Source organism: Evansella halocellulosilytica, assembly GCF_002335745.1.
Lineage (GTDB): Bacteria > Bacillota > Bacilli > Bacillales > Salisediminibacteriaceae > Bacillus_CA > Bacillus_CA halocellulosilytica.
Window position 1 is genome coordinate 3985640 of the sequence record NZ_NIST01000001.1, and the last position, 23891, is coordinate 4009530.

Annotated in this window: 25 protein-coding genes and 1 riboswitch; of the genes, 2 read left to right on the forward strand and 23 right to left on the reverse strand. The window is 39.4% G+C overall.

Annotated features, from left to right (window positions below):
- Window positions 1–233 precede the first annotated feature (233 nt).
- Window positions 234–452 carry a DUF1128 domain-containing protein gene (locus tag CD001_RS18925; protein ID WP_096189159.1) on the forward strand — a complete coding sequence of 73 codons (219 nt, stop codon included), beginning with the start codon at window positions 234–236 and terminating at the stop codon, window positions 450–452.
- Window positions 453–1104: 652 nt separating this feature from the next.
- Here CD001_RS18925 and CD001_RS27010 read toward each other — a convergent pair.
- The 14 genes from CD001_RS27010 to CD001_RS18990 all read right to left on the reverse strand — a co-directional run bounded on the left by CD001_RS27010 (window position 1105) and on the right by CD001_RS18990 (window position 13871).
- Entirely contained in the window at window positions 1105–1230 is a 126-nt protein-coding gene (locus CD001_RS27010) for a hypothetical protein (protein ID WP_257009861.1), read from the reverse strand.
- A 506-nt stretch (window positions 1231–1736) separates the two neighbouring features.
- Complete coding sequence (locus CD001_RS27015) at window positions 1737–1862, reverse strand: hypothetical protein (RefSeq protein ID WP_257009861.1); 126 nt, start codon at window positions 1860–1862, stop codon at window positions 1737–1739.
- A 398-nt stretch (window positions 1863–2260) separates the two neighbouring features.
- Window positions 2261–3022 (reverse strand): ribonuclease III, encoded by a 762-nt coding sequence (rnc, locus tag CD001_RS18935; protein ID WP_096189161.1) that lies wholly within the window; start codon window positions 3020–3022, stop codon window positions 2261–2263.
- An 80-nt stretch (window positions 3023–3102) separates the two neighbouring features.
- On the reverse strand, window positions 3103–3336 hold the full coding sequence (gene acpP / locus CD001_RS18940) for an acyl carrier protein (RefSeq protein WP_096189162.1): 234 nt from the start codon (window positions 3334–3336) through the stop codon (window positions 3103–3105).
- 79 nt (window positions 3337–3415) lie between these two features.
- Window positions 3416–4156 carry a 3-oxoacyl-[acyl-carrier-protein] reductase gene (gene fabG / locus CD001_RS18945; RefSeq protein ID WP_096189163.1) on the reverse strand — a complete coding sequence of 247 codons (741 nt, stop codon included), beginning with the start codon at window positions 4154–4156 and terminating at the stop codon, window positions 3416–3418.
- Between the two features lie 2 nt (window positions 4157–4158).
- Window positions 4159–5100, reverse strand: coding sequence for an ACP S-malonyltransferase (gene fabD / locus CD001_RS18950; protein WP_096189164.1), 942 nt, complete (start codon window positions 5098–5100; stop codon window positions 4159–4161).
- Window positions 5101–5102: 2 nt separating this feature from the next.
- Window positions 5103–6104 carry a phosphate acyltransferase PlsX gene (gene plsX / locus CD001_RS18955; RefSeq protein WP_096189165.1) on the reverse strand — a complete coding sequence of 334 codons (1002 nt, stop codon included), beginning with the start codon at window positions 6102–6104 and terminating at the stop codon, window positions 5103–5105.
- Window position 6105: 1 nt separating this feature from the next.
- Window positions 6106–6699, reverse strand: coding sequence for a transcription factor FapR (gene fapR / locus CD001_RS18960; protein WP_407081116.1), 594 nt, complete (start codon window positions 6697–6699; stop codon window positions 6106–6108).
- A gap of 64 nt (window positions 6700–6763) precedes the next feature.
- Complete coding sequence (gene recG, locus CD001_RS18965) at window positions 6764–8794, reverse strand: ATP-dependent DNA helicase RecG (RefSeq protein ID WP_096189167.1); 2031 nt, start codon at window positions 8792–8794, stop codon at window positions 6764–6766.
- Window positions 8795–8880: 86 nt separating this feature from the next.
- Entirely contained in the window at window positions 8881–9759 is an 879-nt protein-coding gene (gene sdaAA, locus CD001_RS18970; protein WP_096189168.1) for an L-serine ammonia-lyase, iron-sulfur-dependent, subunit alpha, read from the reverse strand.
- A gap of 24 nt (window positions 9760–9783) precedes the next feature.
- Window positions 9784–10446: an L-serine ammonia-lyase, iron-sulfur-dependent subunit beta gene (gene sdaAB, locus CD001_RS18975; RefSeq protein WP_096189169.1), complete on the reverse strand. Its 663-nt coding sequence runs from the start codon at window positions 10444–10446 to the stop codon at window positions 9784–9786.
- Window positions 10447–10912: 466 nt separating this feature from the next.
- Window positions 10913–11770, reverse strand: coding sequence for a DegV family protein (locus tag CD001_RS18980; protein ID WP_096189170.1), 858 nt, complete (start codon window positions 11768–11770; stop codon window positions 10913–10915).
- A gap of 31 nt (window positions 11771–11801) precedes the next feature.
- Window positions 11802–13484: a DAK2 domain-containing protein gene (locus tag CD001_RS18985; protein WP_096189171.1), complete on the reverse strand. Its 1683-nt coding sequence runs from the start codon at window positions 13482–13484 to the stop codon at window positions 11802–11804.
- 21 nt (window positions 13485–13505) lie between these two features.
- Window positions 13506–13871: an Asp23/Gls24 family envelope stress response protein gene (locus CD001_RS18990; protein WP_096189172.1), complete on the reverse strand. Its 366-nt coding sequence runs from the start codon at window positions 13869–13871 to the stop codon at window positions 13506–13508.
- A gap of 484 nt (window positions 13872–14355) precedes the next feature.
- Between CD001_RS18990 and rpmB the strand changes: the two genes are divergently transcribed.
- Window positions 14356–14544, forward strand: a complete 189-nt coding sequence (gene rpmB, locus CD001_RS18995; protein ID WP_096189173.1) for a 50S ribosomal protein L28 — start codon at window positions 14356–14358, stop codon at window positions 14542–14544.
- Between the two features lie 188 nt (window positions 14545–14732).
- Here the strand turns inward: rpmB and spoVM are convergent, their stop codons facing one another.
- The 9 genes from spoVM to fmt all read right to left on the reverse strand — a co-directional run bounded on the left by spoVM (window position 14733) and on the right by fmt (window position 23584).
- Window positions 14733–14813 carry a stage V sporulation protein SpoVM gene (gene spoVM, locus CD001_RS19000; protein ID WP_096189174.1) on the reverse strand — a complete coding sequence of 27 codons (81 nt, stop codon included), beginning with the start codon at window positions 14811–14813 and terminating at the stop codon, window positions 14733–14735.
- Window positions 14814–14984: 171 nt separating this feature from the next.
- Entirely contained in the window at window positions 14985–15641 is a 657-nt protein-coding gene (locus tag CD001_RS19005) for a thiamine diphosphokinase (protein WP_096189175.1), read from the reverse strand.
- 24 nt (window positions 15642–15665) lie between these two features.
- Window positions 15666–16259: an energy-coupled thiamine transporter ThiT gene (thiT, locus tag CD001_RS19010; RefSeq protein WP_257009862.1), complete on the reverse strand. Its 594-nt coding sequence runs from the start codon at window positions 16257–16259 to the stop codon at window positions 15666–15668.
- Window positions 16260–16393: 134 nt separating this feature from the next.
- A riboswitch (TPP riboswitch) is annotated at window positions 16394–16498 on the reverse strand.
- A gap of 18 nt (window positions 16499–16516) precedes the next feature.
- A complete protein-coding gene (gene rpe / locus CD001_RS19015; RefSeq protein WP_096189176.1) occupies window positions 16517–17167 on the reverse strand; it encodes a ribulose-phosphate 3-epimerase in 651 nt (216 codons plus the stop codon).
- 2 nt (window positions 17168–17169) lie between these two features.
- Window positions 17170–18051, reverse strand: a complete 882-nt coding sequence (gene rsgA, locus CD001_RS19020) for a ribosome small subunit-dependent GTPase A (protein WP_096189177.1) — start codon at window positions 18049–18051, stop codon at window positions 17170–17172.
- A gap of 261 nt (window positions 18052–18312) precedes the next feature.
- Window positions 18313–20304: a Stk1 family PASTA domain-containing Ser/Thr kinase gene (gene pknB / locus CD001_RS19025; protein ID WP_096189178.1), complete on the reverse strand. Its 1992-nt coding sequence runs from the start codon at window positions 20302–20304 to the stop codon at window positions 18313–18315.
- The gene (locus CD001_RS19030; protein ID WP_096189179.1) at window positions 20301–21062 is read right to left on the reverse strand and encodes a Stp1/IreP family PP2C-type Ser/Thr phosphatase; all 762 of its coding nucleotides are present in this window, start codon (window positions 21060–21062) and stop codon (window positions 20301–20303) included. The genes pknB and CD001_RS19030 overlap by 4 nt, the downstream gene beginning before the upstream one ends.
- 223 nt (window positions 21063–21285) lie before the next feature.
- Window positions 21286–22641, reverse strand: a complete 1356-nt coding sequence (rsmB, locus tag CD001_RS19035) for a 16S rRNA (cytosine(967)-C(5))-methyltransferase RsmB (RefSeq protein WP_096189180.1) — start codon at window positions 22639–22641, stop codon at window positions 21286–21288.
- 1 nt (window position 22642) lies between these two features.
- Window positions 22643–23584: a methionyl-tRNA formyltransferase gene (gene fmt, locus CD001_RS19040; RefSeq protein WP_096189181.1), complete on the reverse strand. Its 942-nt coding sequence runs from the start codon at window positions 23582–23584 to the stop codon at window positions 22643–22645.
- Between the last annotated feature and the right edge of the window lie 307 nt (window positions 23585–23891).

Genomic DNA, 23891 nt, shown 5'->3' on the forward strand with positions numbered 1-23891 from the left:
TTCTGTATAAACTATGACCTTAACTTAATTATTTTACCATAAAGATACGATTCGGTTAAATGTATTTCCAGAAATGATGGCGTTTTGTTATGAACATGTTACAATAAAGAGAGCTTTTAAATAGTTAAAAATAGAAATTAGGTTCATGTCATCGGAATCATACATTTGAACATTCTTGATAGTGAATGTGCGTGTATAATGTAAAGAAAGTCTGGACTGAGAGGGTGTACAATATGGAAAAGAATCGTGAAAACATGACGTTAATGATTGAGGAAATTATTTCTCAATTAAAAGTAGTAAATGCCGGGGCTATTCGACCAGAAGATTATTCATTAGATCGTTTTGAAGATGTGCAAGAAATTCATACGATGGTTATGAAGAAGCCTTCTTTTAGTGTCAGTGAAATGGATGCGATTGTAACGGAACTCGGATCAATGAGAGATAAGAAATAACAAAAGTAATGCTAGTATGATCGGGTATGGAGAACGTTTCTCTATGCCCGTTTTGTTTTCCTTAAAGGTGTATAGGTGTTGTTGGCTGATTCGATGGTGGTTTGGACGTTTGACGGACCGGCTTGGTCGTTTCGGTGGTGGCTTGGACGTTTGACGGACATGAGATCCGTTAAATCATCGAAAGGAGGCGAAATCAAGCCTTTTGAGGACACCAGATCCCTTATTGCTAGTAATTCAGCAAAAATAGCCCTTAAAGTCTACTGATAACGGATTTGATGTCCGTGAACTTGCTACTGTCACCGTTTTAGGTAGTATTAGCGGATCGTATGTCCGCGTAGCTGTCAAAGTGCATCTGCGAGCTTCCCTCTGTTTGTCCATCCGTCGAGGCAACTCGCTGATGATTCAAGATGTTTCGCTCGTTCCTGCGCCAGTTTGATTGCTCCTTTCGTCGCTTTCAAACTTTGCTCGTCGCAGGGGGGGGAGGGGCGCATTAGATTCGTTCCTCATATTGAAAAAACTGTTCGTCAAGCGAGGCAATTTCTTGCCTCGTTACGCTTCGCGTAATAGCGCCTTTTCTTCCTCTCTTTCGAGATGAGAATGCCTTTTTTTACTTATCGAATTTTTCTCTTTTTCATGGGGATTTTTGGCGTGGTCACGCTGCTGCCTCTTCCTCTTCTAGCTTCCCTCTGTTTGTCCATCCGTCGAGGCAACTCGCTGATGATTCAAGATGTTTCGCTCGTTCCTGCGCCAGTTTGATTGCTCCTTTCGTCGCTTTCAAACTTTGCTCGTCGCAGGGGGGAGGGGCGCATTAGATTCGTTCCTCATATTGAAAAAACTGTTCGTCAAGCGAGGCAATTTCTTGCCTCGTTACGCTTCGCGTAATAGCGCCTTTTCTTCCTCTCTTTCGAGATGAGAATGCCTTTTTTTACTTATCGAGTGTTTCTCTTCTTGGGGGAAATTTTGGCGTGGTCACGCTGCTCGCAATTACTCTTCTAGCTTTCCTCTGTTTTCCATCCGTCGAGGCAACTCGCTGATGATTCAAGATGTTTCGCTCGTTCCTGCGCCAGTTTGATTGCTCCTTTCGTCGCTTTCAAACTTTGCTCGTCGCAGGGGGAGGGGCGCATTAGATTCGTTCCTCTTATTGAAAAAACTGTTCGTCAAGCGAGGCAATTTCTTGCCTCGTTACGCTTCGCGTAATAGCGCCTTTTCTTCCTCTCTTTCGAGATGAGAATGCCTTTTTTTACTTATCGAGTGTTTCTCTTCTTGGGGGAAATTTTGGCGTGGTCACGCTGCTGCCTCTTCCTCTTCTAGCTTCCCTCTGTTTGTCCATCCGTCGAGGCAACTCGCTGATGATTCAAGATGTTTCGCTCGTTCCTGCGCCAGTTTGATTGCTCCTTTCGTCGCTTTCAAACTTTGCTCGTCGCAGGGGGGAGGGGCGCATTAGATTCGTTCCTCATATTGAAAAAACTGTTCGTCAAGCGAGGCAATTTCTTGCCTCGTTACGCTTCACGTAATAGCGCCTTTTCTTCCTCTCTTTCGAGATGAGAATGCCTTTTTTTACTTATCGAGTGTTTCGCTTGCTCCTGCGCCAGTTTGATTGCTCCTTTCGTCGCTTTCAAACTTTGCTCGTCGCAGGGGGAGGGGCGCATTAGATTCGTTCCTCATATTGAAAAAACTGTTCGTCAAGCGAGGCAATTTCTTGCCTCGTTACGCTTCACGTAATAGCGCCTTTTGAAACTGGCTTTTTGGACAAATGAATTTGTCCTGGAGCCAGTTCGAAAAGGCTGACTTGACGAACAGTTTTTTGGTTATGAGTTGAGTTTTTCTAATGCTTTTTGGGCGGCTTGCTGCTCGGCTTCTTTCTTTGATCTTCCTGTGCCGATGCCTAGCTGAGTGTCTTCAAGCCACACTTCTGATACAAATTCGCGGCAGTGTGCTGGACCTTTTTCTTGAACAATTTTGTACTGTATATGCCCGTGTGCTTCTCGCTGAATGAGTTCTTGGAGCTGACTTTTGAAATCCATCATATGAGAGAAGGCGCCTTCTTTTATTTTTGGATATATATATTGATCCAAAAATCCGTATACAGCGTCCATTCCTAAGTCAAGATACAACGCTCCTACGAAGGCTTCAAATACATCTGCAAGCAATGCAGGTCGTTTACGGCCTCCAGTCATTTCTTCGCCTTTACCTAATAAGACATATTCACCGAAATTCAGTTCATCAGCAATCTTTGCTAATGATGGTTCGCATACGATGGCAGCTCTGAGTTTGGTCATCTCTCCTTCACTCATATTTTCAAAGTACTTAAATAAATATTGTGAGATGGCCAATTCCAAAACAGCATCGCCTAAAAATTCGAGTCTTTCATTGTCATCGTGAGGGCGAATTCTATGTTCGTTAACGTATGAAGAATGGGTAAATGATTGGATAAATAAGTCTTCGTTTTTGTAAGCGATATGAATCGATTTTAGAAATTGACGGTATTTTGCTTTCTGTGTATTCGTCATTTGCATTTTTTTTGCTTGACGTTTCATTCCCCTTCTTTGGATCTTTCTTGATTGTTGCATGAGAACCCCCATCGCTTCTATCAGTAATTTTGAATTAAACTTGAAATCCCAAGCCCTTTGTATAGGGCTTGGGTTAAATACTATTGGTGATTATCTATGTAATTAATTACATCACCTACAGTAGAGATTTTTTCTGCATCTTCATCGGAAATTTCTAAATCAAACTCGTCTTCAAGTTCCATAACAAGTTCAACAACATCCAAGGAGTCTGCACCTAAGTCTTCTTTAAACGTAGCTTCCGGTTTCACTTCGGACTCATCTACGCCAAGACGTTCAGATACGATTTTTGCAATACGATCGATCGTTGAAGCCATTTACTTCACCTCCTCTCAGACATTATAGGATAAAGTTTATGAAAAAACTAGAGTTTTTCATTGTATTTCCCTTTTTTCCTTACATCACCATACCGCCATCTACATGGAGTGTTTGTCCGGTCATATATCCTGATGCTTCACTTGCTAAGAAAACGACAACGGATGCTACTTGCTCAGGTGACCCTAATTTCCCTAACGGAATTTGCTTTAACATCTCTTCTTTCACATTTTCCGAAAGTTCATCTGTCATATCCGTTTCGATAAAGCCTGGGGCGATAGAATTCACATGAATATTACGGTTAGCAAGTTCACGTGCCAAAGATTTTGTTAACCCAATTACTCCAGCTTTACTCGCTACGTAATTCGCTTGTCCTGCATTACCTAAAACACCGACTACAGAAGAGATGTTAATGATCCGGCCATACCTCTGTTTCATCATTGGTCGTGTAACTGCTTTTGAGCAATTAAACACACCTTTTAAGTTTGTTTCAATAACTGCATCAAAGTCCTCTTCCTTCATTCTCATAACAAGTGTATCTCTTGTGATCCCTGCATTATTTACTAAAATGTCAATGGAGCCAAACTCGTCTACAACGGTCTTCACCATAGATTGGACTGCTTCGGAATCAGCTACATTTCCTTGAAGTGCCATCGAGTTAACTCCTAACGAACGACACTCTTCTGCCACTGCCTCTGCTTTTTCCTTATTTCCTGCATAATTAATTGCGACATTTACACCTTGCTTAGCTAATTCTAAAGAAATAGCTCTTCCTATCCCTCTAGATCCTCCAGTCACTAATGCATTTTGTCCTTTCATCATGGTCACTCTCCTTTAATTGTGGCTACTGCTTTATCCAGTGTCTCATTATCATAAACCGGAAGTACAGTTGCCCGGCGCGATACTTTTTTCACTAGACCGCTCAACACTTTACCTGGACCTACTTCTATAAATGTATCAACACCTTCATCTACAAGTTTACGAACTGTATCTTCCCATAACACTGGGGAGTAGATTTGTTTATAGAGTAAATCTTTTATTTGCTCTGAGTTCTCAACTACATCAGCAGTCACGTTCGCAACTACTTTCGTATTAGGATCTGTAAAGTGAATAGTAGACAAATGGTCTTTCATTTTTTCTGCGGCAGGTTTCATTAACGAGGAATGGAATGGTCCGCTAACCGTAAGTGGGATCACACGCTTTGCTCCTTGCTCCTTTGCTAGCTCTCCTGCTCTCATTACCCCTTCAGCCGAACCGGAAATGACGATTTGTCCAGGACTGTTAAAGTTTGCAGGTTCAACTACCCCTGCATCTAATGTAGCCTGTTCCGTGACTTTCAACAGAGATTCACGTTCCATACCGAGGATCGCTGCCATCGTTCCTTCACCTGCAGGTACAGCTTCCTCCATCCATTGACCTCTTTTCCTAACAGCCAAACATGCTTCTTCAAATGACATACTTCCACTTGCCACAAGGGCAGAATATTCTCCTAAACTATGACCTGCTACAAAGTCACTTTCGATTCCTTGCTCATCGAGTAGTGACCAAATAGCAACACTCGTTGTTAATAAAGCAGGTTGAGTATTTTCGGTTCGTTTGAGTTCTTCTTCATTTCCTTGAAAAATCAACTCCGTAAACTGTTCATTTAACACATTATCTGCTTTTTTAAATACATTTAAACACGTTGAGTATGTTTCAGCTAATTCCTTCCCCATACCAACTTGCTGAGATCCTTGTCCCGGAAACAAGAAAGCTGTTTTTCCCATCGTTACATCTCCTTTTTCGTTTCAGATACACGAACCGCATCTTTAATTGTATCTACTACTTTTTCATCGTGCATTCGCTTCGCTTGTCTAATAGCACTAAAAAACGCACGATCGTCCGAAGAGCCGTGTGCTTTTATAACTGGAGCATTTAACCCGAACAATCCTGCCCCGCCGTACTCTGAGTAATCCATCTTTTGCTTTACTCTTTTAAATGAAGGTTTCAAGACTCCTGCAGCTAGTTTGTTTTTGACTGAAGATGTAAGTTCTTCTTTTAATAAAGAAAATAATGATAGTGCAGTTCCCTCAATTGACTTAAGCACGAGATTTCCTGAGAAACCATCACATACAACAACATCTGCCGCTCCTTCTAATAAGTCACGGGCTTCGACATTTCCAACAAATTCCATGTCGCTGTTTTCCAGCATGTAATAAACTTCTTTTGTAAGATCAGTACCTTTCCCAGCCTCTGTGCCAACATTCATTAAGCCAATTCTTGGCTTCTCTATGTTCCGCACTTTTTTCATATAAACATTTCCCATTACCCCATATTGATAGAGGTGAGATGGCTTCGCTTCCATATTTGCGCCTACATCTAACAATAAAAAACCGTCTCCACCAAGAGTTGGCAGCATCGGTGATAATGCCGGACGCTCGATACCCTTAATTCTGCCGATAATTAATAAGCCCGCAGTCATTAATGCTCCCGTATTACCTGCAGATATTGCTGCATCGGCCTTCCCGTCTTTTACTTGTTGTACAGCTAATACCATTGAAGAATCTTTCTTCCTCCGAACTGCTTTCACTGGTGAATCTTCAGCATCAATCTTCACAGCAGTATGTAAAATTTCAATACGATCAGACATTTCAATGTGCTGCTTTATTTTAGCTTCATCACCTATTAAAGTGATTGCCAAATCTTTATAAGTATTTAAAGCTTCCGCACACCCTTTTAAAATACTTTCCGGTGCGTGGTCTCCACCCATCGCATCAACTGCGAGTTTCATATTAAACACCTTCCTCTAATGATTGATCTTGGCGGAACATGAAGAAGTCCCCACGGAAAACGATTTCTTGTTCAACGTAGCTGACAACTTCTACTGTCGTTCTAGATTCTTTAATCTCAACGACACGTGCTTTCGCTACAACACGTTCCCCCGCTTTTACTTGACGTTTAAAAGAAACTTCTGCCTTCGTTGTCAGTGCTAATTCATCATCAATAATTGCTACAGCTAACGAGTTCGCTTGTGCAAATAAATGATGTCCACGTGCGATTTGGTTTCTTGAAAAAACGTGTTCTTCACGGATATCCAAAATGGAAATGGCATACTTGTCCAATTCCAGATCAATCACCTCGCCAATTACCTCTTCAATGGGCAGTGCTTTGACCGTGTCGTATTGCTGTTTAGCCACATCCTTTATCCGTTCACGAACTTCAGGGATGTTTAACTCTAAACGGTCAAGACGAATGGTTTGAACACTAACACTAAAATGATTTGCCAGTGCTTCATCAGTTACGAAAGGGTTTTCTTCAATTTTTTCCTTTAATAATGGTTGTCTCTGTTTTTTTGACAGCTTCAATATTATCACGTCCACACTCATATGACTAGGTACTAATAGTAGTATATAATTGCTACTTTTAATTTTCAACTAAAAAATAGGAAGATTAATCAAGCTTATCATTATTAAAAACACCTTCTGCCTCTAATGCCTCTTTTAATGCTTTGTAATCATCACCGTTCCAAAATACTTCTGAATAGATAAGTTTAGCTGCATCTTGTCTTGCCACTTCTAATGTCCGGTAATCTTCTACAATATTAGCTACTTTAAATTCTGGTAACCCGCTCTGCTTCGCTCCGAAAAAGTCTCCAGGACCTCGTAATTCCAGGTCCCTTTCCGAAAGTTCAAACCCATCGTTTGTTTCGGTCATGATCTTCATTCGTTCTTTACCGACATCAGACTTAGGGTCAGCAAGCAAAATACAGTACGATTGTTCACTGCCTCTCCCAACACGACCTCGAAGCTGATGCAGTTGTGCTAATCCAAATCGCTCTGCATCATATATAACCATAACTGTTGCATTAGGTACGTTTACCCCTACTTCGACAACTGTTGTTGATACGAGCATATTTATTTTATTTTCTGCAAAGTCATTCATGACTGCCTCTTTTTCATCCGCATGAAGTCGTCCGTGCATTAATCCGACTTGATGATCGCTTAATGCTTGAGATAGCTGAGCATGTACATCAATTGCATTTTGGACATCCAGCTTGTCTGATTCTTCAATTAGCGGACAAATGACATAAGCTTGCCTGCCCTTTTTTAGTTCCTTCTTCATAAAATCAATGACACGGCTGAGCATATGTGGTTTTGCCCAATGAGTTTCGATCGGCTTACGACCTTTTGGCATTTCATCAATGATTGAAACATCCATATCGCCAAATGCGGAGATTGCTAACGTACGTGGGATCGGTGTTGCGGTCATAAACAAGACGTCAGGGCGTATCCCTTTCCTTCTTAAGACTCTTCTTTGTTCAACACCGAAACGGTGCTGTTCATCAGTAATGACTAAACCAAGATTATGAAAGTTCACACCTTCTTGAATGAGCGCATGTGTTCCAACGATAATATTTATATCGCCACTTTCTAGTTGATGTAGAATTTCCCTACGTTCTTTTACACGTGCCGAACCTGACAGTAATGCAACTTTCATATCGAACGGTTCAAGTAAATCTTTTAACGAGGAAAGGTGCTGTTCAGCCAAAATTTCTGTAGGAACCATAAGAGCACCTTGGAAACCTGACCTGACGACTGCAAAGAGCGCACATGCTGCTATCACGGTTTTCCCTGAGCCAACATCTCCTTGCAAGAGCCGGTTCATCCGATAATCTGAAGTAAGATCATCGATAATTTCTTTCAAAACCCTCGTTTGAGCGTTAGTTAACGGGAAAGGAAGTTCATGAACAAACGTTTCAACCATATCATCATCTATCTTTTTAGCTTGTCCTTCATCTGCTTCACGCTCTTTTTTTCTGAAATATTGCATTTTCAATTGAAATAGAAGCAGTTCTTCATAGGACATTCTACGCTTTGCTTGTATTAGCTGTTTTGCTGAGCTAGGAAAATGAAGGTTATAAAGTGCTTCTCTTCTGTTCAATAATTTATATGTAGTTAACAATTGTTCTGGAAGGTTCTCACACATTTGATTACGATATTGTTCAAAGGCTTGTTTTATGTATTTCCTAAGGTGATAAACTTTTATGTTCCCTTTGACTGAATAAACAGGTTCTAACCCTTGTGAGGAAGCATCTTGTGTTTTCATTGTTCCACCAGTAATCATCAGACGATGTCGGTCGAATTTCCCGCTGAAAATAATCTCTTCGCCAAGTTTTACATGTTTTTTTAAATAAGGCTGATTGAAAAATATACCTTGAACTAATAGACCGTCCACGAGCACGCGAACGGTCAATCTTGATTTCTTTTTACCGAAAAAGCGAAGGTTCGGTTCACTATGGACCGTTCCTCGCACCGTTACTCTTTCATCATGCTGAACTTCTGATAAAGGACGGATCGCATGATCTTCATAACGAAATGGGAAATATTCTAACAAGTCTTTTATCGTATGAATCCCCATCGTTTCTAACTGTTCCAATGTCCTTGGACCAATTCCAGTAATATTTGTTAATGAGTCGTTCATTTTCTTTCACACCTTTTTAGAGTTTGTTCAAAAATGTCGAGTATTTCAAGAAAGCTTTTTCCCGGACTTTTGAACACCACCCTCTCTTACTTTGAGGAACCAAAAATTTGTTCTTGGTATTTCCTTCCTGTAGGTGTTGCTGCTAATCCACCTTCTGCAGTTTCTCTTAAAGCAGATGGCATCGTTTCACCAATCCGGTACATTGCATCAATTACCTCATCACAAGGAATTCGACTCTCAATTCCGGCTAAAGCTAAGTCTGCAGCAACGATAGCATTTGATGCACCAAATGCATTCCGTTTCACACACGGAACCTCTACTAATCCAGCTACAGGATCACATACTAATCCTAGCATATTCTTAAGTGCAATCGCCATTGCTTGAGCTGACTGTTCAGGAGTCCCTCCTGCCATCTCAACGACAGCTGCTGCAGCCATTCCTGTTGCAGAACCTACTTCTGCCTGGCACCCTCCTGCAGCACCTGAAATCGATGCATTGTTCGCGACTACGTATCCGAATGCACCGCTAGTAAAGAGAAACCGGACCATTTGTTCTTTCGTTGGATTCAATTTATTTTTTACTGAAAATAATACACCTGGCACAACACCAGCAGATCCTGCGGTCGGTGTTGCACAAATCGTTCCCATTGCAGCATTCACTTCATTTGTAGCCATCGCTTTAGCTACAGCATCTAACAGTTGTGTTCCGGAAAGCGTATCATGATTTTGAATATATTCATAAAGCTTTTTACCGTCACCACCTGTTAACCCTGAAACGGATTTTACTTGCTCCTTAATCCCTCTATCTACAGCCTTCTCCATCACTTCTAAGTTTTTCTCCATTTGTGCAAATATCTCTTCCCTCGTACGATCATGTATATCCATTTCCTGTTTTATCATTATTTCCGAGATCGGAAGATTTTCGTTTTGAGCGATTTCTAACAATTCCTGAACATTTCTAAACATGATGCAACCTCCATTCTAGATGCATTAATCATGAATTTTCGTTACTTTTTCTACATTATCTAACTTGTTGATTTCGTTTAAAACTTCTTCACCAATATTTTGATCGACTTCAATGACCATTAAAGCTTCTTGTCCGACTTCTTTTCGGGAAACTTCCATATGCCCAATATTAACTTCGTGCATTGCTAAAACAGTTGATACAGAAGCAATCGCACCATATCGATCATTGTGGACAACTAATATTGCAGGGTGATTGCCACTCAATTTCAATTGGAATCCGTTTAATTCTTTTATTTCTACTTTTCCTCCTCCAATTGAAACTCCAATTAATTCCATACTATGTTCTTTATCACCTAGCTTTACTTTAACCGTATTAGGATGTTCCATATTCGCATCTTCTTCATGAAATGATACATCGATGTTTCTTTCTTTTGCTAGATCAAAAGATTTCGGTATGCGGATATCAAACGTATCAAATCCTAGCACTCCACCAAGTAGAGCAACATCTGTCCCATGACCTTGATATGTTTTTGCAAATGAACCATAAAGGTGAAATGATACCCACTCTGGTTCTTTTTGAAATAACTGTCTTGCAACGAGACCGATCCTTGCAGCACCGGCTGTATGTGAACTTGATGGTCCTACCATTACTGGACCGATTATATCGAATACACTGCGATATTTCATCGCTGTTTCCTCCTTCTTACATACAAAATTATTGCTTATATACTACTAAATATATGTTAACAAACGATTCGTGAAAGGGCTATCATTTCTTATTGGAAAAAGCCAGTCTTTCTTCACTCGTCCTTTCATGTTCTCACTTAATACTAGTACAAGATACGATGCAAGGTGCAATTTAGCGCAAGGCGCCCGCCTATCGGCGACACTCTTTACCTGCGACGAGTAACCGCTGGAGTCACGACAGGAAGATGTCCGAACTTAGACTTCAAGTGACGGGGCAAAGCGACCTCGAGCTGAAAACTGCTACCCTAGACAGCAATCGAGAGATTGAAATTTTATACTTTCTTAACTTATCAATAAAAAGTACCAGGCACCTCCATCATTAAAGAGAAAAATTGATCCTTTCTCTATTAAAAAAAACGGAGTGAACCTGGCATATATGTGAAAGTGCTGCTAATTTTTCATTTGTTTACTTTACTTTCGTAATTGAAACAGAGATCGTCCCTGGTCCAACGTGAGTGCCTATGACCGGACCAATGTTTGTAATGACTGACTCTTTCATATTAAAAGTTTCTTTCATTTTTACCATTAACTTTTCTGCTTCATCTTCTGCATCTGCATGAGAAATACCGATATGAACTGGGTCATTGCCATATTTATTTTGAAATTCTTGGATAATTTTAGAAACTGCTTTTTTATTCCCTCTTACTTTTTCAAACGGATATACTTCGCCTTCCTCGTTTAAAGAAAGGATTGGTTTTATTTTTAATAGTGAACCTAATACAGCGGAAGCCTTTCCTATTCTTCCGTTCTTTTCAAGAAATTCTAATGTATCAACCATAAAATATACAGTAGTATCTTCAAGGAGTTCGTCAATTCGTTTTAAGCACTCTTCCTTCGTTGCACCTGCTTTTGCCAGCTTGGCCACTTCAACTACGATAATACCAATTGCATAGGAGGCTCTTCTTGAATCTATAACGGTTAATGGTACTTCATCTCCTAATGTTTGTGAAGCAATATATGCAGACTGAAAAGTACCACTCAATTTTGAAGATAAATGAATCGATATAATGTCATCTTGAGGCCATTCTTCATGAATGCGACGGTATTCCGTTTCAAATTGATGCGGGGTTGGCTGTGATGTGGTCGGAATAATATTTGCACTTTTTAGTTTGTCATAAAACTGCGAAGCATTTAAATCAACACCGTCTTCAAACGTCTCTTCACCGAAGTGTACTTTTAATGGTACAACTGAAATGTTTAAATCTTTCACTAGTGATTCAGGAATATCCGCAGTTGAATCAGTTACTATTTTTACTTGCCCCATAAATCGCAACCCCCTTTATTTTTCAACCACCTTATTCGACAGAGATAATGTAAGAATATAATGGTTGGTTCCCTTCATGAACTTCAACTTCAACGTCTTCGTGTTCGTTTTCAATAAAGTCGACAAGTTCATCGGCTTCTTGTTCTGATCGGTCTTCTCCTCTAATAATAGTTACGATTTCACTATTATCATCAATCATTTTGTTTAACAGATCCTGTGCTACCTTTTGTACAGAAGAACCGGTCGTAACGATATTTTTTCCAAAAATACCCATGTAGTCACCTTTGTTAATTTCGACGCCATTTATGCTTGTATCACGAACAGCATACGTTACTTCTCCGGTTTTCACTGTGTTCAACGCCTCTGTCATTTCAGCTTTATTCTCATCAAGTCCATCCGTTGGATTGTAGGCTAATAATGCAGCTAATCCTTGTGGCACCGATTTTGAAGGGACGATGACAACTTTTCGATCAGCCACTTCAGCAGCTTGCTCGGCAGCCATCACAATATTACTGTTATTCGGTAACAAAATTAATTTATCTGCATTGGATTCATTGATCGCTTTTACAAAGTCTTCAGTCGATGGATTCATCGTTTGACCGCCTTCAATAACGACTTTTGCGCCTAACCCTTTAAACAGTTTGGCAATGCCGTCTCCCATCGCAACAGTGATTATACCGTATTCAGTTTTTTCTACTTCAATACTCTGACCACTTGCTGGAACTTCAATACCTTCTTGTTCTAAAATACTTGTGTGCTGTTCACGCATATTTTCAATCTTCACGTTCACAAGTGATCCAAACTTTTGGGCTTCGGTTAATACATTTCCTGGATACTCTGCATGTATGTGGACTTTTAACAAATCTTCATCTGAAACGACTAATAAAGAATCACCGTACTCGCTTAACGATTTCCGGAACTGATCTTCGCTGAATGGATTTTGTTTCACTTTATCCTGGTCAAATTTAACCATCACTTCTGTACAATAACCGAATTCAATATCCTCTGTTGCCATATGGCTTTGAGCTGATTGATGGTGTTCAACTTTTACCAGCTCGTCCATGTTAGGTACATGTTGAACGATATCAACAACTTTTTCCCCTTTTAAAACTGCTAAAAAACCTTCATAGATCGTAACTAAGCCTTGTCCGCCTGAATCTACAACTCCCACTTCTTTTAAAACTGGGAGAAGGTCGGGAGTTCTTTCAAGAGATGCTTTAGCTTCTTTTAAAACCGCTTCCATTAAGCCAATCACATCATCATTTCTCTTTGCATACTCGGCACCCTTTTTAGCTGAATCTTTTGCAACAGTTAAAATCGTACCTTCAACTGGTTTCATTACAGCTTTATATGCCATATCAACCCCGTATTCAAATGCTTTACTCAAATCATTCGCTGAAAGAGTTTCTTTCCCCTCCACGGATTTTGAAAAACCGCGAAATAACTGAGAAAGAATGACGCCTGAATTCCCTCTAGCCCCCATAAGCAATCCTTTTGCAAAGGAGCCTGCAATTTGACCGACATGGTCGGTACTCTGGCCTTTTACTTCCTTTACTCCAGAAGTAATCGTTAAATTCATGTTTGTTCCGGTATCTCCATCTGGTACAGGAAATACGTTTAATGCATCAATAGTTTTCGAATTGTTGGATAAATTGTTTGCTCCTTCAATTAACATATGGGCAAACTTTTCTCCTTCAATTTGCTTGATCGTCACGAATGCTCCTCCTTACTCTTCCTAAGGGTTTGTTACACGGACTCCTTGAACAAAAATATTAACAGAGTCGACAACTAAACCTAACATTTGTTCTAATTGATATTTTACTTTTGACTGTACATTATGCGCCACTTCAGAAATCTTTGTCCCGTAACTAACGATGATATACATATCAATATGGACCTGCTCATCAGATTCTTCACGAATTACAACCCCGCGACCTAAATTTTCTTTTCCTAATAGGTCTGTTATGCCATCTTTCAATTGTTTTTGTGAAGCCATACCTACAATCCCATAACAATCGATTGCAGCTCCCCCTGCGATAACAGCAACAACTTCCTTTGAAACGTCAATTCTTCCATAATTCGTTTTCATCTCGATGGTCATGAAAATGCCTCCTTTAGGTATTTCTCTTATGGCTACCGTCATTTTACTATAAAGGTGCACAATTTAAAAGAACACATAGGACCCAATCCCTAAAAGCTCGTAATATTATGTAGGGTAATATAATAGCCATGAATTTAATTTAGTGAATTAAACCCACATTAGATAAGAAAACATATTCCATAAGACGCTGTCAAGCCTTTTCCCTTGAAAGTTTATATAAAATTACTTGAAATCTCGTAGTCCTTATGCTAAGATTACGAAGTATTTGAATTGAAATAGTTCAAAAGAAAATGAGTATGTTTAAAAAGGATGACAAAAGGACCGCCAGCGGATTATTTTGGTTAAAGACTTTCGAAGCAACAGATTGAACAACAATCAGAATAACTGATCCGTGTTAGAAAATAGACGGTTACTTTTCCATGAATTTTTGAACATCTACTAAAAGAACAGATGATCTCATCGTGTGTCAGAAGGAGGGAGAATCATGGCACGTAAATGCGTAGTAACAGGAAGAGGACCACGCTCAGGAAACCAACGTTCTCACGCGATGAACGCGAATAAGCGCCGCTGGGGTGCTAACGTACAAAAAGTACGTATCTTGGTTGATGGAAAGCCGAAACGTGTATACGTTTCAGCAAAAGCACTAAAATCAGGAAAAGTTCAACGCGTTTAATATGAAAGTTGTACTAAAAAACGGCGCCCTCCCGCGCCGTTTTTTCCTTTCATACACAACCAACGTTAAAGAAGCTGACTTAGAAGTGCCTGGCTCTCCACCACCTACACGATACCTTCGCATTACAAATAGATACATATAGGACCTCTGCACTTTACTATTGTCAGCTTCTCACGTGATTATATCGATTAACCTTTTCGAAAAGTTCCAAGTACTGCCTTAACAAAACCTCCAATAAACCTAGGTAACTTAATCGTGTAAAACTTCATTTTTCCCCCTCCTCTAATAAGGTGCCGCCTCGGGACGTTATAACGTATACATAAAAACGTGCTTCGTTATTACCCATTATATTCAGCTCAGAGAAAATAGTACCTAATTTTTTGTGAAAGCAGGTTTGCTAATCAACGAAAAAATGTTGGAACGACAGATCACATGTTGTTTTACGATTGGTCATTTGTTTGAAAAACCATCAACAGTCCTTTTTCAAACGAATAAAATCCTTCGTCTGCAATTAATTCATTACTTATACACAGACTGCTGCCTTGTTTAATGAAAGCATTCTCTAGTGGGTAACGAAACTTTTTTAACGTCAGTCCTGTTATAGAATCCGACATTGGCAGAAACGAAACATACCGTGCATTGCTGCTTTTTACAGTATATGCTCCTGGCGATTTCAAGAACATTTTGTTCCACCGGTCTTCCAAAATGATTGGGATCTTTTTGTCTAACCCCTTTAACAATAGCTGGGCGTTTACAAAAAGATGATCTAAACGTCCGCCTGTTCCTCCGTAGATGACAATCTTATCAGGTTTTTGTTGTAATGCCCAATTTACAGCAATCTCAAGGTCGGTTTCATCTTTTTGTTCAGGATACACCTTCAAATGAACAGCTTTTTCTTCGATCCATCCTCTTTCCTTGTCTGACAATGAATCAAAATCACCAAACGCAAAATCTGGATCGATCTTTTCTTTTAGTAAATAATAAACTCCACGGTCTACTCCTATCCACCTTACTTCACTTTTTTCATATGATGTTTGAATAGAAGACAGTGATGGAATATTTTTAACCGGTCCACCCGCAACGATCAAATAAATCATCTGACACTCCCCTAATTCCATAGATTAATTTGCTTGGTGGAGGATGCGGTCACTAGATTTATTTAACAATAAGACAACGATCAGACATAAAATGAATGCAGGTCCCATATAAGTCAAATTGTAAGTGAATGAATAAACTAGTACCGGTGTGCCTTCTGGAGCAAACTCTCCAAACCAAACAACTCCTGCAGTAAAATGCGCTAAATATCGTAGCAGGCTACCTACGAAAACACCAACAGTGATACTTATGATTTTCCGACTGTTAGATACGCCTTTATTAAAATAGAATAATCCTGCAAAACCTACGACTAAAAATGCAATCGGATAATCAATCAACCCTTGAAGCCAATGAACAATGTACGGATTGTACATCATGTTCAAAAGTCCTACGATTAATCCAGTAGCTAAACTAGCAATTAAGCCTCTTCTAAAGGCCATTACGAAAATTGGCAGCATCGTTAATGAAACAGATCCTCCTTGTGCCCAGATTTTAAATGAAAAAAAGTCTAAAATAAAGGCTAATGCGGCCATGATTGCAACTTCGGCCATGATCGTCATTCTTTTTCTTCGATTTTTCATCAAATTCCCTCCATTTGGCTGTTCCCAACCATTACTCATAAATAAGCACCCTATAAACAAACGTTGTAAACTGATTGATTTACGTGTCTTTTTAAATAAAAGCTATACATTATTTCTTATGTCGTGTATCTAGACACAAAAAAACCAATGCATAGATATGCATCGGCTTCATCATGTGAATGCCTCCACATCCCTACGCAAGTATCAACTTACAGGTTCAAAGGGTCGAAGCGTACAGCTTCCTCTCAGTCCTTCTAAGGACTCCCCTCGTGGCTCTTATTTACGTTAACTTTATTTTACATGTTTCCTCTTATCGTTTCAATTGCTTCTTTCCGATTTGGCTGATTATACACTGCTGAACCTGCAACTAGTACATTTGCACCAGCATCGATACAGAGCTTTGCCGTCTCTTTGTTCACTCCGCCATCAACTTCAATATCGATACTCTTACCTGATTCGTCAACGAGTTTTCTTACTTGAGAGATTTTAGGAAGGACAGCATGAATAAATGATTGCCCCCCGAAACCTGGATTCACAGTCATTAATAGAATAAGATCAACATCTTCAATAACGTGTTTGATCATGTCTACTGGTGTCGCAGGATTAATAACAACTCCTGCTTTTACTCCTGTTTCTTTTATTAAATGGATGGTTCGATGTAAATGAGCAGATGCTTCTGCATGCACACTAATAATATCTGCTCCAGCCTTTGCAAATGCAGGAATATATTGATCAGGATTTTCAATCATTAAATGAACATCTAAAGGCAGTGTTGTAACAGGACGTATTGCTTCAACAATTAACGGACCAATTGTTATATTCGGGACGAAGTGCCCGTCCATCACATCTACATGTATATAATCTGCTCCACCGTTTTCAACATCTTTTATCTCATCGCCTAGCTTTGAAAAATCTGCTGATAAGATGGAAGGTGCTATTTTGATCATGATTAGTACCTCCGTTTTTGTGATTTAATTTCATCAATAAATTGAACGTAGTGGTCATAACGGTGCTGAGCAATCTCACCTAATTCAAGTGCTGCTTTTACTGCACACTTCGGTTCATTTACATGTGTACAGCCACGAAATTTACAACCTTTTGATCGTTCTCTCATCTCTGGAAATAGAAAGCCGAGTTCTTCCACTTCTATTCCATTAAAATCTAGTGAGCTGAAGCCTGGTGTATCGGCAACATAACCATTTTCAACTTTAATTAGCTCAACATGTCTTGTCGTATGTTTTCCGCGGCCAAGACTTTTAGAAATTGGGTTCGTTTCTATGTTTAAATCAGGCATTAATGCGTTCAATAATGATGATTTTCCAACACCTGATTGTCCTGCAAAAACAGATACCTTCCCTGACAAATAGGGACGGAGTGTTTCGATCGTTTCGTCGACATAGATTGAAGTATTTACGACTTCATAGCCAATCTCGCGATACGTTTTTTCATATAATTGGATTGCTTTTTCCGTTTCATCTTCAAGTAGATCAATCTTTGATAAACATATAATCGGCTCAATGTTATTTGCCTCAACATGAACTAAAAAACGGTCTAATAATAATGAGCTAAACGACGGCTCTTCAGTTGAAAACACAAGAACAGCTTGTTCAACATTAGCAATCGGCGGGCGAACAAGTTCATTCGTTCTCTCGTCTACATGTAAAACATATCCGTCCGTCTTATTTTCTGCTTCAAATTCAACCCAGTCCCCTACTAGCGGAGTAATCTTCCTTTTACGAAAGTTTCCTCTTCCTCTGCATTGGAAAGTGCCGTCTTCATTTTCCACATAGTAAAACCCGCTTAACGCTTTAATAATTCTTCCTTTGCCCATTCAATCCTCCTTATAATCCGAACTTTAGCTCTCCCGCAAAGTTCTTAGATAACTTTGGCTTTAAGCCTCGATCGAATGCCAAAGTCACCTCTTTCATTATAACGTGTATACGATGTACAAACCTATTATAGTTAGGAAATAATCGTTTAATTACCTTAGGCTCTTCCATACCTTTTCCTTTGTTGCTATTTTCTTATCGCAGTTTACATACTCACGATTGCCATGCTTCCATAAGCTCGTTTATCCCAGTTGGTGAGACCTTTATTGATATTGTTTTAATTCTTCATACGTATATTCATAAGGTGATGCTTCATATTGCTCTTCATTTATATAGAGTAATAAATAGCCTGATTCCCCTGGCGCTACTGTCATCGGTAATTCAAAACGTTCAGTTTCCCTAATATCACGATCAATAATCATTCGAGGTTCACTATTCATCATATCCATGACAGATATTTGCACTCGAAAGGTTTCGTCACCATTATCATTACCATCCAATTCAACTCTGAATGGCACATTTACTGAAATTGGCTCTTCCTCAGGTTCTTCTTCTGGCTCTGGACCGAGAGAAAAGACTACCGTCACATCTGTTCTTTCACGAATCTCCGTACCTCTTTGCGGATCTTGAGAAATAACTTTACCTTCTTCTATCGTCGGATGATGCTCGTCTTCAAAATTTAAATCAAGTAATGCATTTGATCCTATCGTATTTGCAACTTCATCTCGTGTCATTCCTGATAAATTATCCATAATATATGTTGGCCGTTCACTTACAACTAGTGTTACGACTGTCTCATGAGGAATAATTAAGTCACCAGCATCCGGGGATTGTGATAATACTGTATCATCATCATAATCAGATGTTTCCCGAAACTCGATTTCGATATCCTCAAATTCTTCCAGTTCCCTCTCAGCTCTTTCAAGAGAATGACCGACTACATCTGTCATCTCTTTCGGTTCAACTCCTTCACTGACATACAAGGTTATTCTCGTACCTTCTTTTACCGTTGCACCGGCACGAGGATTGTGAGAGAGCACTAATCCTTCTTCTATCTCATCGTCATAACGCCATTCTTCCTCAACTTCTAAATTTAATTCACGTAATTGTTCTGCCGCTTCCTCAGCTTCTATCCCGACTAAGTCATCTGGGATTGTCACATCATCGACATGAAGCCAGCTCGGGATTAATGCAAAGGCTACATATAATGCTCCGAACAAAAACAAGATTGATAAAATAATTGCAATTAGCCAATATTTTACGCCTTTTTTCTTTTTCTTAGGTGGGTCATTTTTCGGTTCATTCGATACTTTTGTCTTTTGATCATGAATGAATGTTTTATTTTCGTCATCTACTTGTTCATCTTTTATAACAGGCATCGCTTTTGTTGCATCTTCTGAAGGTTGTGGGAGTTCAAAACGTTTCTCTGATGCACGATAAGAACTAAAAACTGTATGCAAGTCTTCTAACAATTCATCCGCTGACAAGAATCGGACTGACGGATCCTTTGCCGTTGCTTTTAGAACTACATTTTCTACACTTTGCAGTAACGATGGATCTCGTTCTTTTAGTAAAGGCAACGGAGTTTGAAGGTGTTTAATCGCAACAGAAACAGCTGTATCACCTTGAAACGGCACTTCACCCATTAACATTTCATACATAACAATACCCAAAGAATAAATGTCCGACTGATACGTAACATTTCCACCACGTGCTTGTTCCGGTGACAAATAATGGACGGAACCTAACACAGAATTCGTATGTGTGATCGTTGCTTCGCTTATCGCTCTCGCAATTCCGAAATCCGTTACTTTTGCCTGTCCATCTTGACTAATTAATATGTTATGTGGTTTCAAATCACGATGAATAATATGATTTTCATGGGCATGTGAAACAGCTGATGCAATTTGTTCCATAAACGCAACAGCTTCATGAACATTAATTTTGCCTCTTTGATTGATATAATCTTTTAATGTAAGTCCTTCGACATACTCCATGACAATATAATAAAGGTCTTTTTCTTCACCAACATCGTATATATTCACAACATTCGGATGAGATAAGCTTGTTGCTGCTTGAGCCTCTCTACGAAAACGGCGAATGAACTCATCGTCCCTAGAGAACTGGGATTTCAATACTTTAACAGCAACTTTGCGGTCTAGTATGATGTCATGGGCTAAATATACATCTGCCATGCCTCCGCCGCCAATTGGCTTTATTATTTCATAACGTTCATTAATTCGTTCATCCCTCATGCTTTATTCACTTCCTCTGGCGTATATCTATATCGGACAATTGCAATCGATACATTATCTTCGCCACCACGTTCATTTGCAAGTGTGATAAGTCTGTCAGCTATTTCTGATAAAGTTTTATCATCTTTAAGTTCACTTGAAATATCAGCATCGCCCATCATATCTGTCAGCCCATCAGAACAGAGAAGGAGCCATGACCCTTTTTCCCAATCCATCGTATGAACATCAACTTTGACAGACCGTTCTGTGCCTAACGCCCGCAACACCACATTTTTACGAGGATGATTCACTGCTTCGTCTTCTGTAATTTGACCAGTCCTAACGAGTTCTCCGACTAGTGAATGATCATTTGTCAGTTGCTTCATCTCTTCATTCGTACTTTTCAAATAAACACGTGAATCACCGACATGACCAATTGAAATAAAGTCTTCATTGCATACTGCCACCACTAAAGTCGTTCCCATACCTTCACAATTTTCATTCTGTTGGGCATGATTAAATAGTCGTTCGTTTACATCCGAAATAGCATTATGTAACCATTCTTCTGTCTCTTTCGGTGTAAGCGGCTCATGTACTTGATTCCATTTTTCAAGCATAAGCTCTTTTGTCATCTGACTTGCCACATCACCCGCTTGATGACCTCCCATTCCATCTGCTACTAGAACGATCGTTTGCCCCCAATCTTTTTTTGAAAAAGCCCCATCATCTTCATTGTGACGGCGTATTTGCCCTACATCTGTGCGAAAGACTGCTTCCATATTCCTTATCCCCTCACTTCTTCTTTACGCTTCTTTCAATTTACAATTCGAACACCTATTTTGAAAAAGTTCATTTGTTTCCGCTAAATATTATGAGCAAATATGAGCATCATTCGTTTTCATAACTGAGATAACCATTAACGTTACTCATTCGTCAATAAAATGAAGAATTCCTTTGATTTATTAGTAAATTCAGCTATTTTATTTGCTCATAATAAATCAATTATTTCTTTACTAGTGCAGAAATAAAAAATCCATCAGTTCCATAGTCACCCGGGAACAGCTGTATCATTCCTCTGTTTTCATTCATAGTACGTTGGACTTCAACTGGTAGTCGATCTTTTAACGTTTCATCTATATGTGCATTTGGACAAGAATGAATAAAGGAACGTATATTTTCTTCATTTTCTTCTTGATCAACAGTACATGTACTATATACAAGTGTACCGTTTGTTTTCAACAATGGCCAAACTGAGTGAAGTATCTCCTTTTGGATTTCTGCCAATTGATAGATATCTTCTTCTTTCTTCGTCCATTTGATATCAGGTTTTCGCTGTATGACTCCTAAACCAGAACAAGGTGCATCAACTAATATACGGTCAAAGCTTTCCACTTCAAACTGATCGCTTGCCTTTCTTGCATCTAATGATTGTGCCGTCACATTTTTTATCTCCAGCCGTTCGACTTGCTGCATAATTAATTTTACTTTATGTGGATGAATATCTAATGCATGAATTTCTCCCGTATGATCTAACATTTCTGCGATATGGGTCGTTTTCCCTCCAGGAGCTGCACATGCATCTAAAATATGTTCATCTTGTTGAACACCAAGAGCATGAGCAACTAGCATCGAACCTTCATCTTGAATCGTAATCCAACCATGTTTAAATGCTTGCGTATGACTTAACGAACCTTTTTGTATAATAATGCTTTCTGGCAGAAGATCACTTTTCCTCGCTTCAATTCCCTCTTCTGAAAGTGAGTGTAACACTTCATCTACCGTTACACGACTTACATTTACTCGTGCTGAATGAGTTGGATGTAATAAATTACTTGCTGCCATTCTCTCAGTCTTTTCAAGGCCGTATTGATTTGTCCAACGATCAATTAACCAATACGGATGGCTTGTTTTTACAGCTACTTTTTCAATTTCGTCAAGTACATCGTCTACATTTGGCAAACCTTCCCGCTGGACCGAACGTAATATTCCATTGACCATCCCTGATATACCTTTATGGCCTCTTTTCTTCGCTATTTGTACAGCCTCATTTATCGCAGCATGATCGGGAATTCGCTCTAAAAATACGAATTGATATAATGTGAGCCTTAATAAAATCCGCACCCAGTCTTCCAATTTATGAAGTGGCCTTTTTGAAAAAGGAGTTAAATAAAAATCTAACGTCTTTTGACGTTGGATCGTTCCATAGACGATTTCTGTTAAAAGCGGGACATCTCTTTTATTTAACTTAGATTTTGTAATCATGTCATTTAAAAGCAGGTGACTGTATGCTTGATTTTTTTCGATTTTTAAAAGTGTTTCTAATGCTACTTCTCGAACATTTACTTGTTGTTGTTTCATGCTAATCTCCTAACAAAGTCCCTATTGAAATCGAACTTCCTGCTCCGTGAAGAAAGGTGTGAACATCCATTTTTTTCTTACCAGATGGTTGTACTTCCTTCAGCATTATGACAGTTCCTTCTCCACAGGCTACATAGATTGATTCTTCAGCTAATTTTATTATCATTCCCGGTCTTTCACTCGTCGTTTCATTTGTTTTTTCAGACCACCATATTTTCAGCCGCTTCTCATTTAAAGTCGTATAAGCAACAGGCCATGGGGCCAACCCGCGTATTTGATTATAAATTTGCTCAGCTGTTTTGCTCCAAACTACTTTTTCTTGTTCTTTCGAAATATTCGGAGAATAAGTAACTTCCGTTTCGTCTTGCTCTACCGCTTGAATTGTACCTTCTTCAATCATTGGTAATGTTTTTAACAATAAATCTGCACCTAACTGACTTAACTTATCATGCATAGTACCTGTTGTATCCTTTTCCTCAATTGCAATAGATTCTTGTGTCAAAATATCTCCGGCATCTAATTTCTCAACCATATACATGATTGTAATACCCGTTTCTTTTTTTCCATCTATAACAGCTTGATGAATCGGGGCACCGCCACGATATTCAGGCAGTAATGAAGCGTGGACATTAATGCACCCTAACGGTGGGATATCTAATAATTCTCTCGGTAAAATTTGACCGAAAGCAGCTGTTACAATAATATCAGGATTTACTTTTTCTACTTGTTTCCATTCGTCCTCTAACTTAATTTTTTCAGGTTGGAATACAGGAATTCCATGCTTCTCTGCTGCTACTTTAACAGGGGGAGGAGTCAGTTCTTTTTTACGCCCTTTTGGACGGTCTGGCTGTGTGACAACCATTACTAGTTCATAGCCATTCTTCACTAATGTATTTAGTACTGGTACTGCGAAATCGGGTGTTCCCATAAAAACGACTCTCATTTGCATTCCTCTCTTTCTACTTTACGAATGTTTATAGATATTCGAAAAATCTCGCTTTCATTTCCTTAAGCTGTTTTAAAAAAGATTGTTGCTTTTGGATATATATGGTTGTTCGAACCCGCTACTGGTGGACGCTTTCATCCCATGGCACAAGTTCGACATCTTCTCATGCTGCACTTCATTTGCATTCTCAGTTGCCATTGGCAATGCCTTATGTGCCACACTGTATGCACCTAGGGGATTTTCGACTATTGCTTGTCCTGTGCTCTGTAGCTGTCTGCGTCATCCGACCAAAACGCCACGTCCT

Coding starts and splice junctions, on each gene's coding strand:
- CD001_RS18990 (WP_096189172.1), bottom strand. CDS start 13,871: ATGACCATCGAGATGAAAACGAATTATGGAAGAATTGACGTTTCAAAG.
- spoVM (WP_096189174.1), bottom strand. CDS start 14,813: ATGAAGTTTTACACGATTAAGTTACCTAGGTTTATTGGAGGTTTTGTT.
- sdaAB (WP_096189169.1), bottom strand. CDS start 10,446: ATGAAATATCGCAGTGTATTCGATATAATCGGTCCAGTAATGGTAGGA.
- rsmB (WP_096189180.1), bottom strand. CDS start 22,641: ATGAAACAACAACAAGTAAATGTTCGAGAAGTAGCATTAGAAACACTT.
- pknB (WP_096189178.1), bottom strand. CDS start 20,304: ATGAGGGATGAACGAATTAATGAACGTTATGAAATAATAAAGCCAATT.
- sdaAA (WP_096189168.1), bottom strand. CDS start 9,759: ATGTTTAGAAATGTTCAGGAATTGTTAGAAATCGCTCAAAACGAAAAT.
- CD001_RS19005 (WP_096189175.1), bottom strand. CDS start 15,641: ATGATTTATTTGATCGTTGCGGGTGGACCGGTTAAAAATATTCCATCA.
- thiT (WP_257009862.1), bottom strand. CDS start 16,259: ATGAGTAATGGTTGGGAACAGCCAAATGGAGGGAATTTGATGAAAAAT.
- fabG (WP_096189163.1), bottom strand. CDS start 4,156: ATGATGAAAGGACAAAATGCATTAGTGACTGGAGGATCTAGAGGGATA.
- CD001_RS19030 (WP_096189179.1), bottom strand. CDS start 21,062: ATGGAAGCAGTCTTTCGCACAGATGTAGGGCAAATACGCCGTCACAAT.
- plsX (WP_096189165.1), bottom strand. CDS start 6,104: ATGAAACTCGCAGTTGATGCGATGGGTGGAGACCACGCACCGGAAAGT.
- rpmB (WP_096189173.1), top strand. CDS start 14,356: ATGGCACGTAAATGCGTAGTAACAGGAAGAGGACCACGCTCAGGAAAC.
- fabD (WP_096189164.1), bottom strand. CDS start 5,100: ATGGGAAAAACAGCTTTCTTGTTTCCGGGACAAGGATCTCAGCAAGTT.
- CD001_RS18925 (WP_096189159.1), top strand. CDS start 234: ATGGAAAAGAATCGTGAAAACATGACGTTAATGATTGAGGAAATTATT.
- CD001_RS18980 (WP_096189170.1), bottom strand. CDS start 11,770: ATGGGGCAAGTAAAAATAGTAACTGATTCAACTGCGGATATTCCTGAA.
- rnc (WP_096189161.1), bottom strand. CDS start 3,022: ATGCAACAATCAAGAAAGATCCAAAGAAGGGGAATGAAACGTCAAGCA.
- acpP (WP_096189162.1), bottom strand. CDS start 3,336: ATGGCTTCAACGATCGATCGTATTGCAAAAATCGTATCTGAACGTCTT.
- fmt (WP_096189181.1), bottom strand. CDS start 23,584: ATGAGAGTCGTTTTTATGGGAACACCCGATTTCGCAGTACCAGTACTA.
- rpe (WP_096189176.1), bottom strand. CDS start 17,167: ATGATCAAAATAGCACCTTCCATCTTATCAGCAGATTTTTCAAAGCTA.
- recG (WP_096189167.1), bottom strand. CDS start 8,794: ATGAACGACTCATTAACAAATATTACTGGAATTGGTCCAAGGACATTG.
- rsgA (WP_096189177.1), bottom strand. CDS start 18,051: ATGGGCAAAGGAAGAATTATTAAAGCGTTAAGCGGGTTTTACTATGTG.
- fapR (WP_407081116.1), bottom strand. CDS start 6,699: ATGAGTGTGGACGTGATAATATTGAAGCTGTCAAAAAAACAGAGACAA.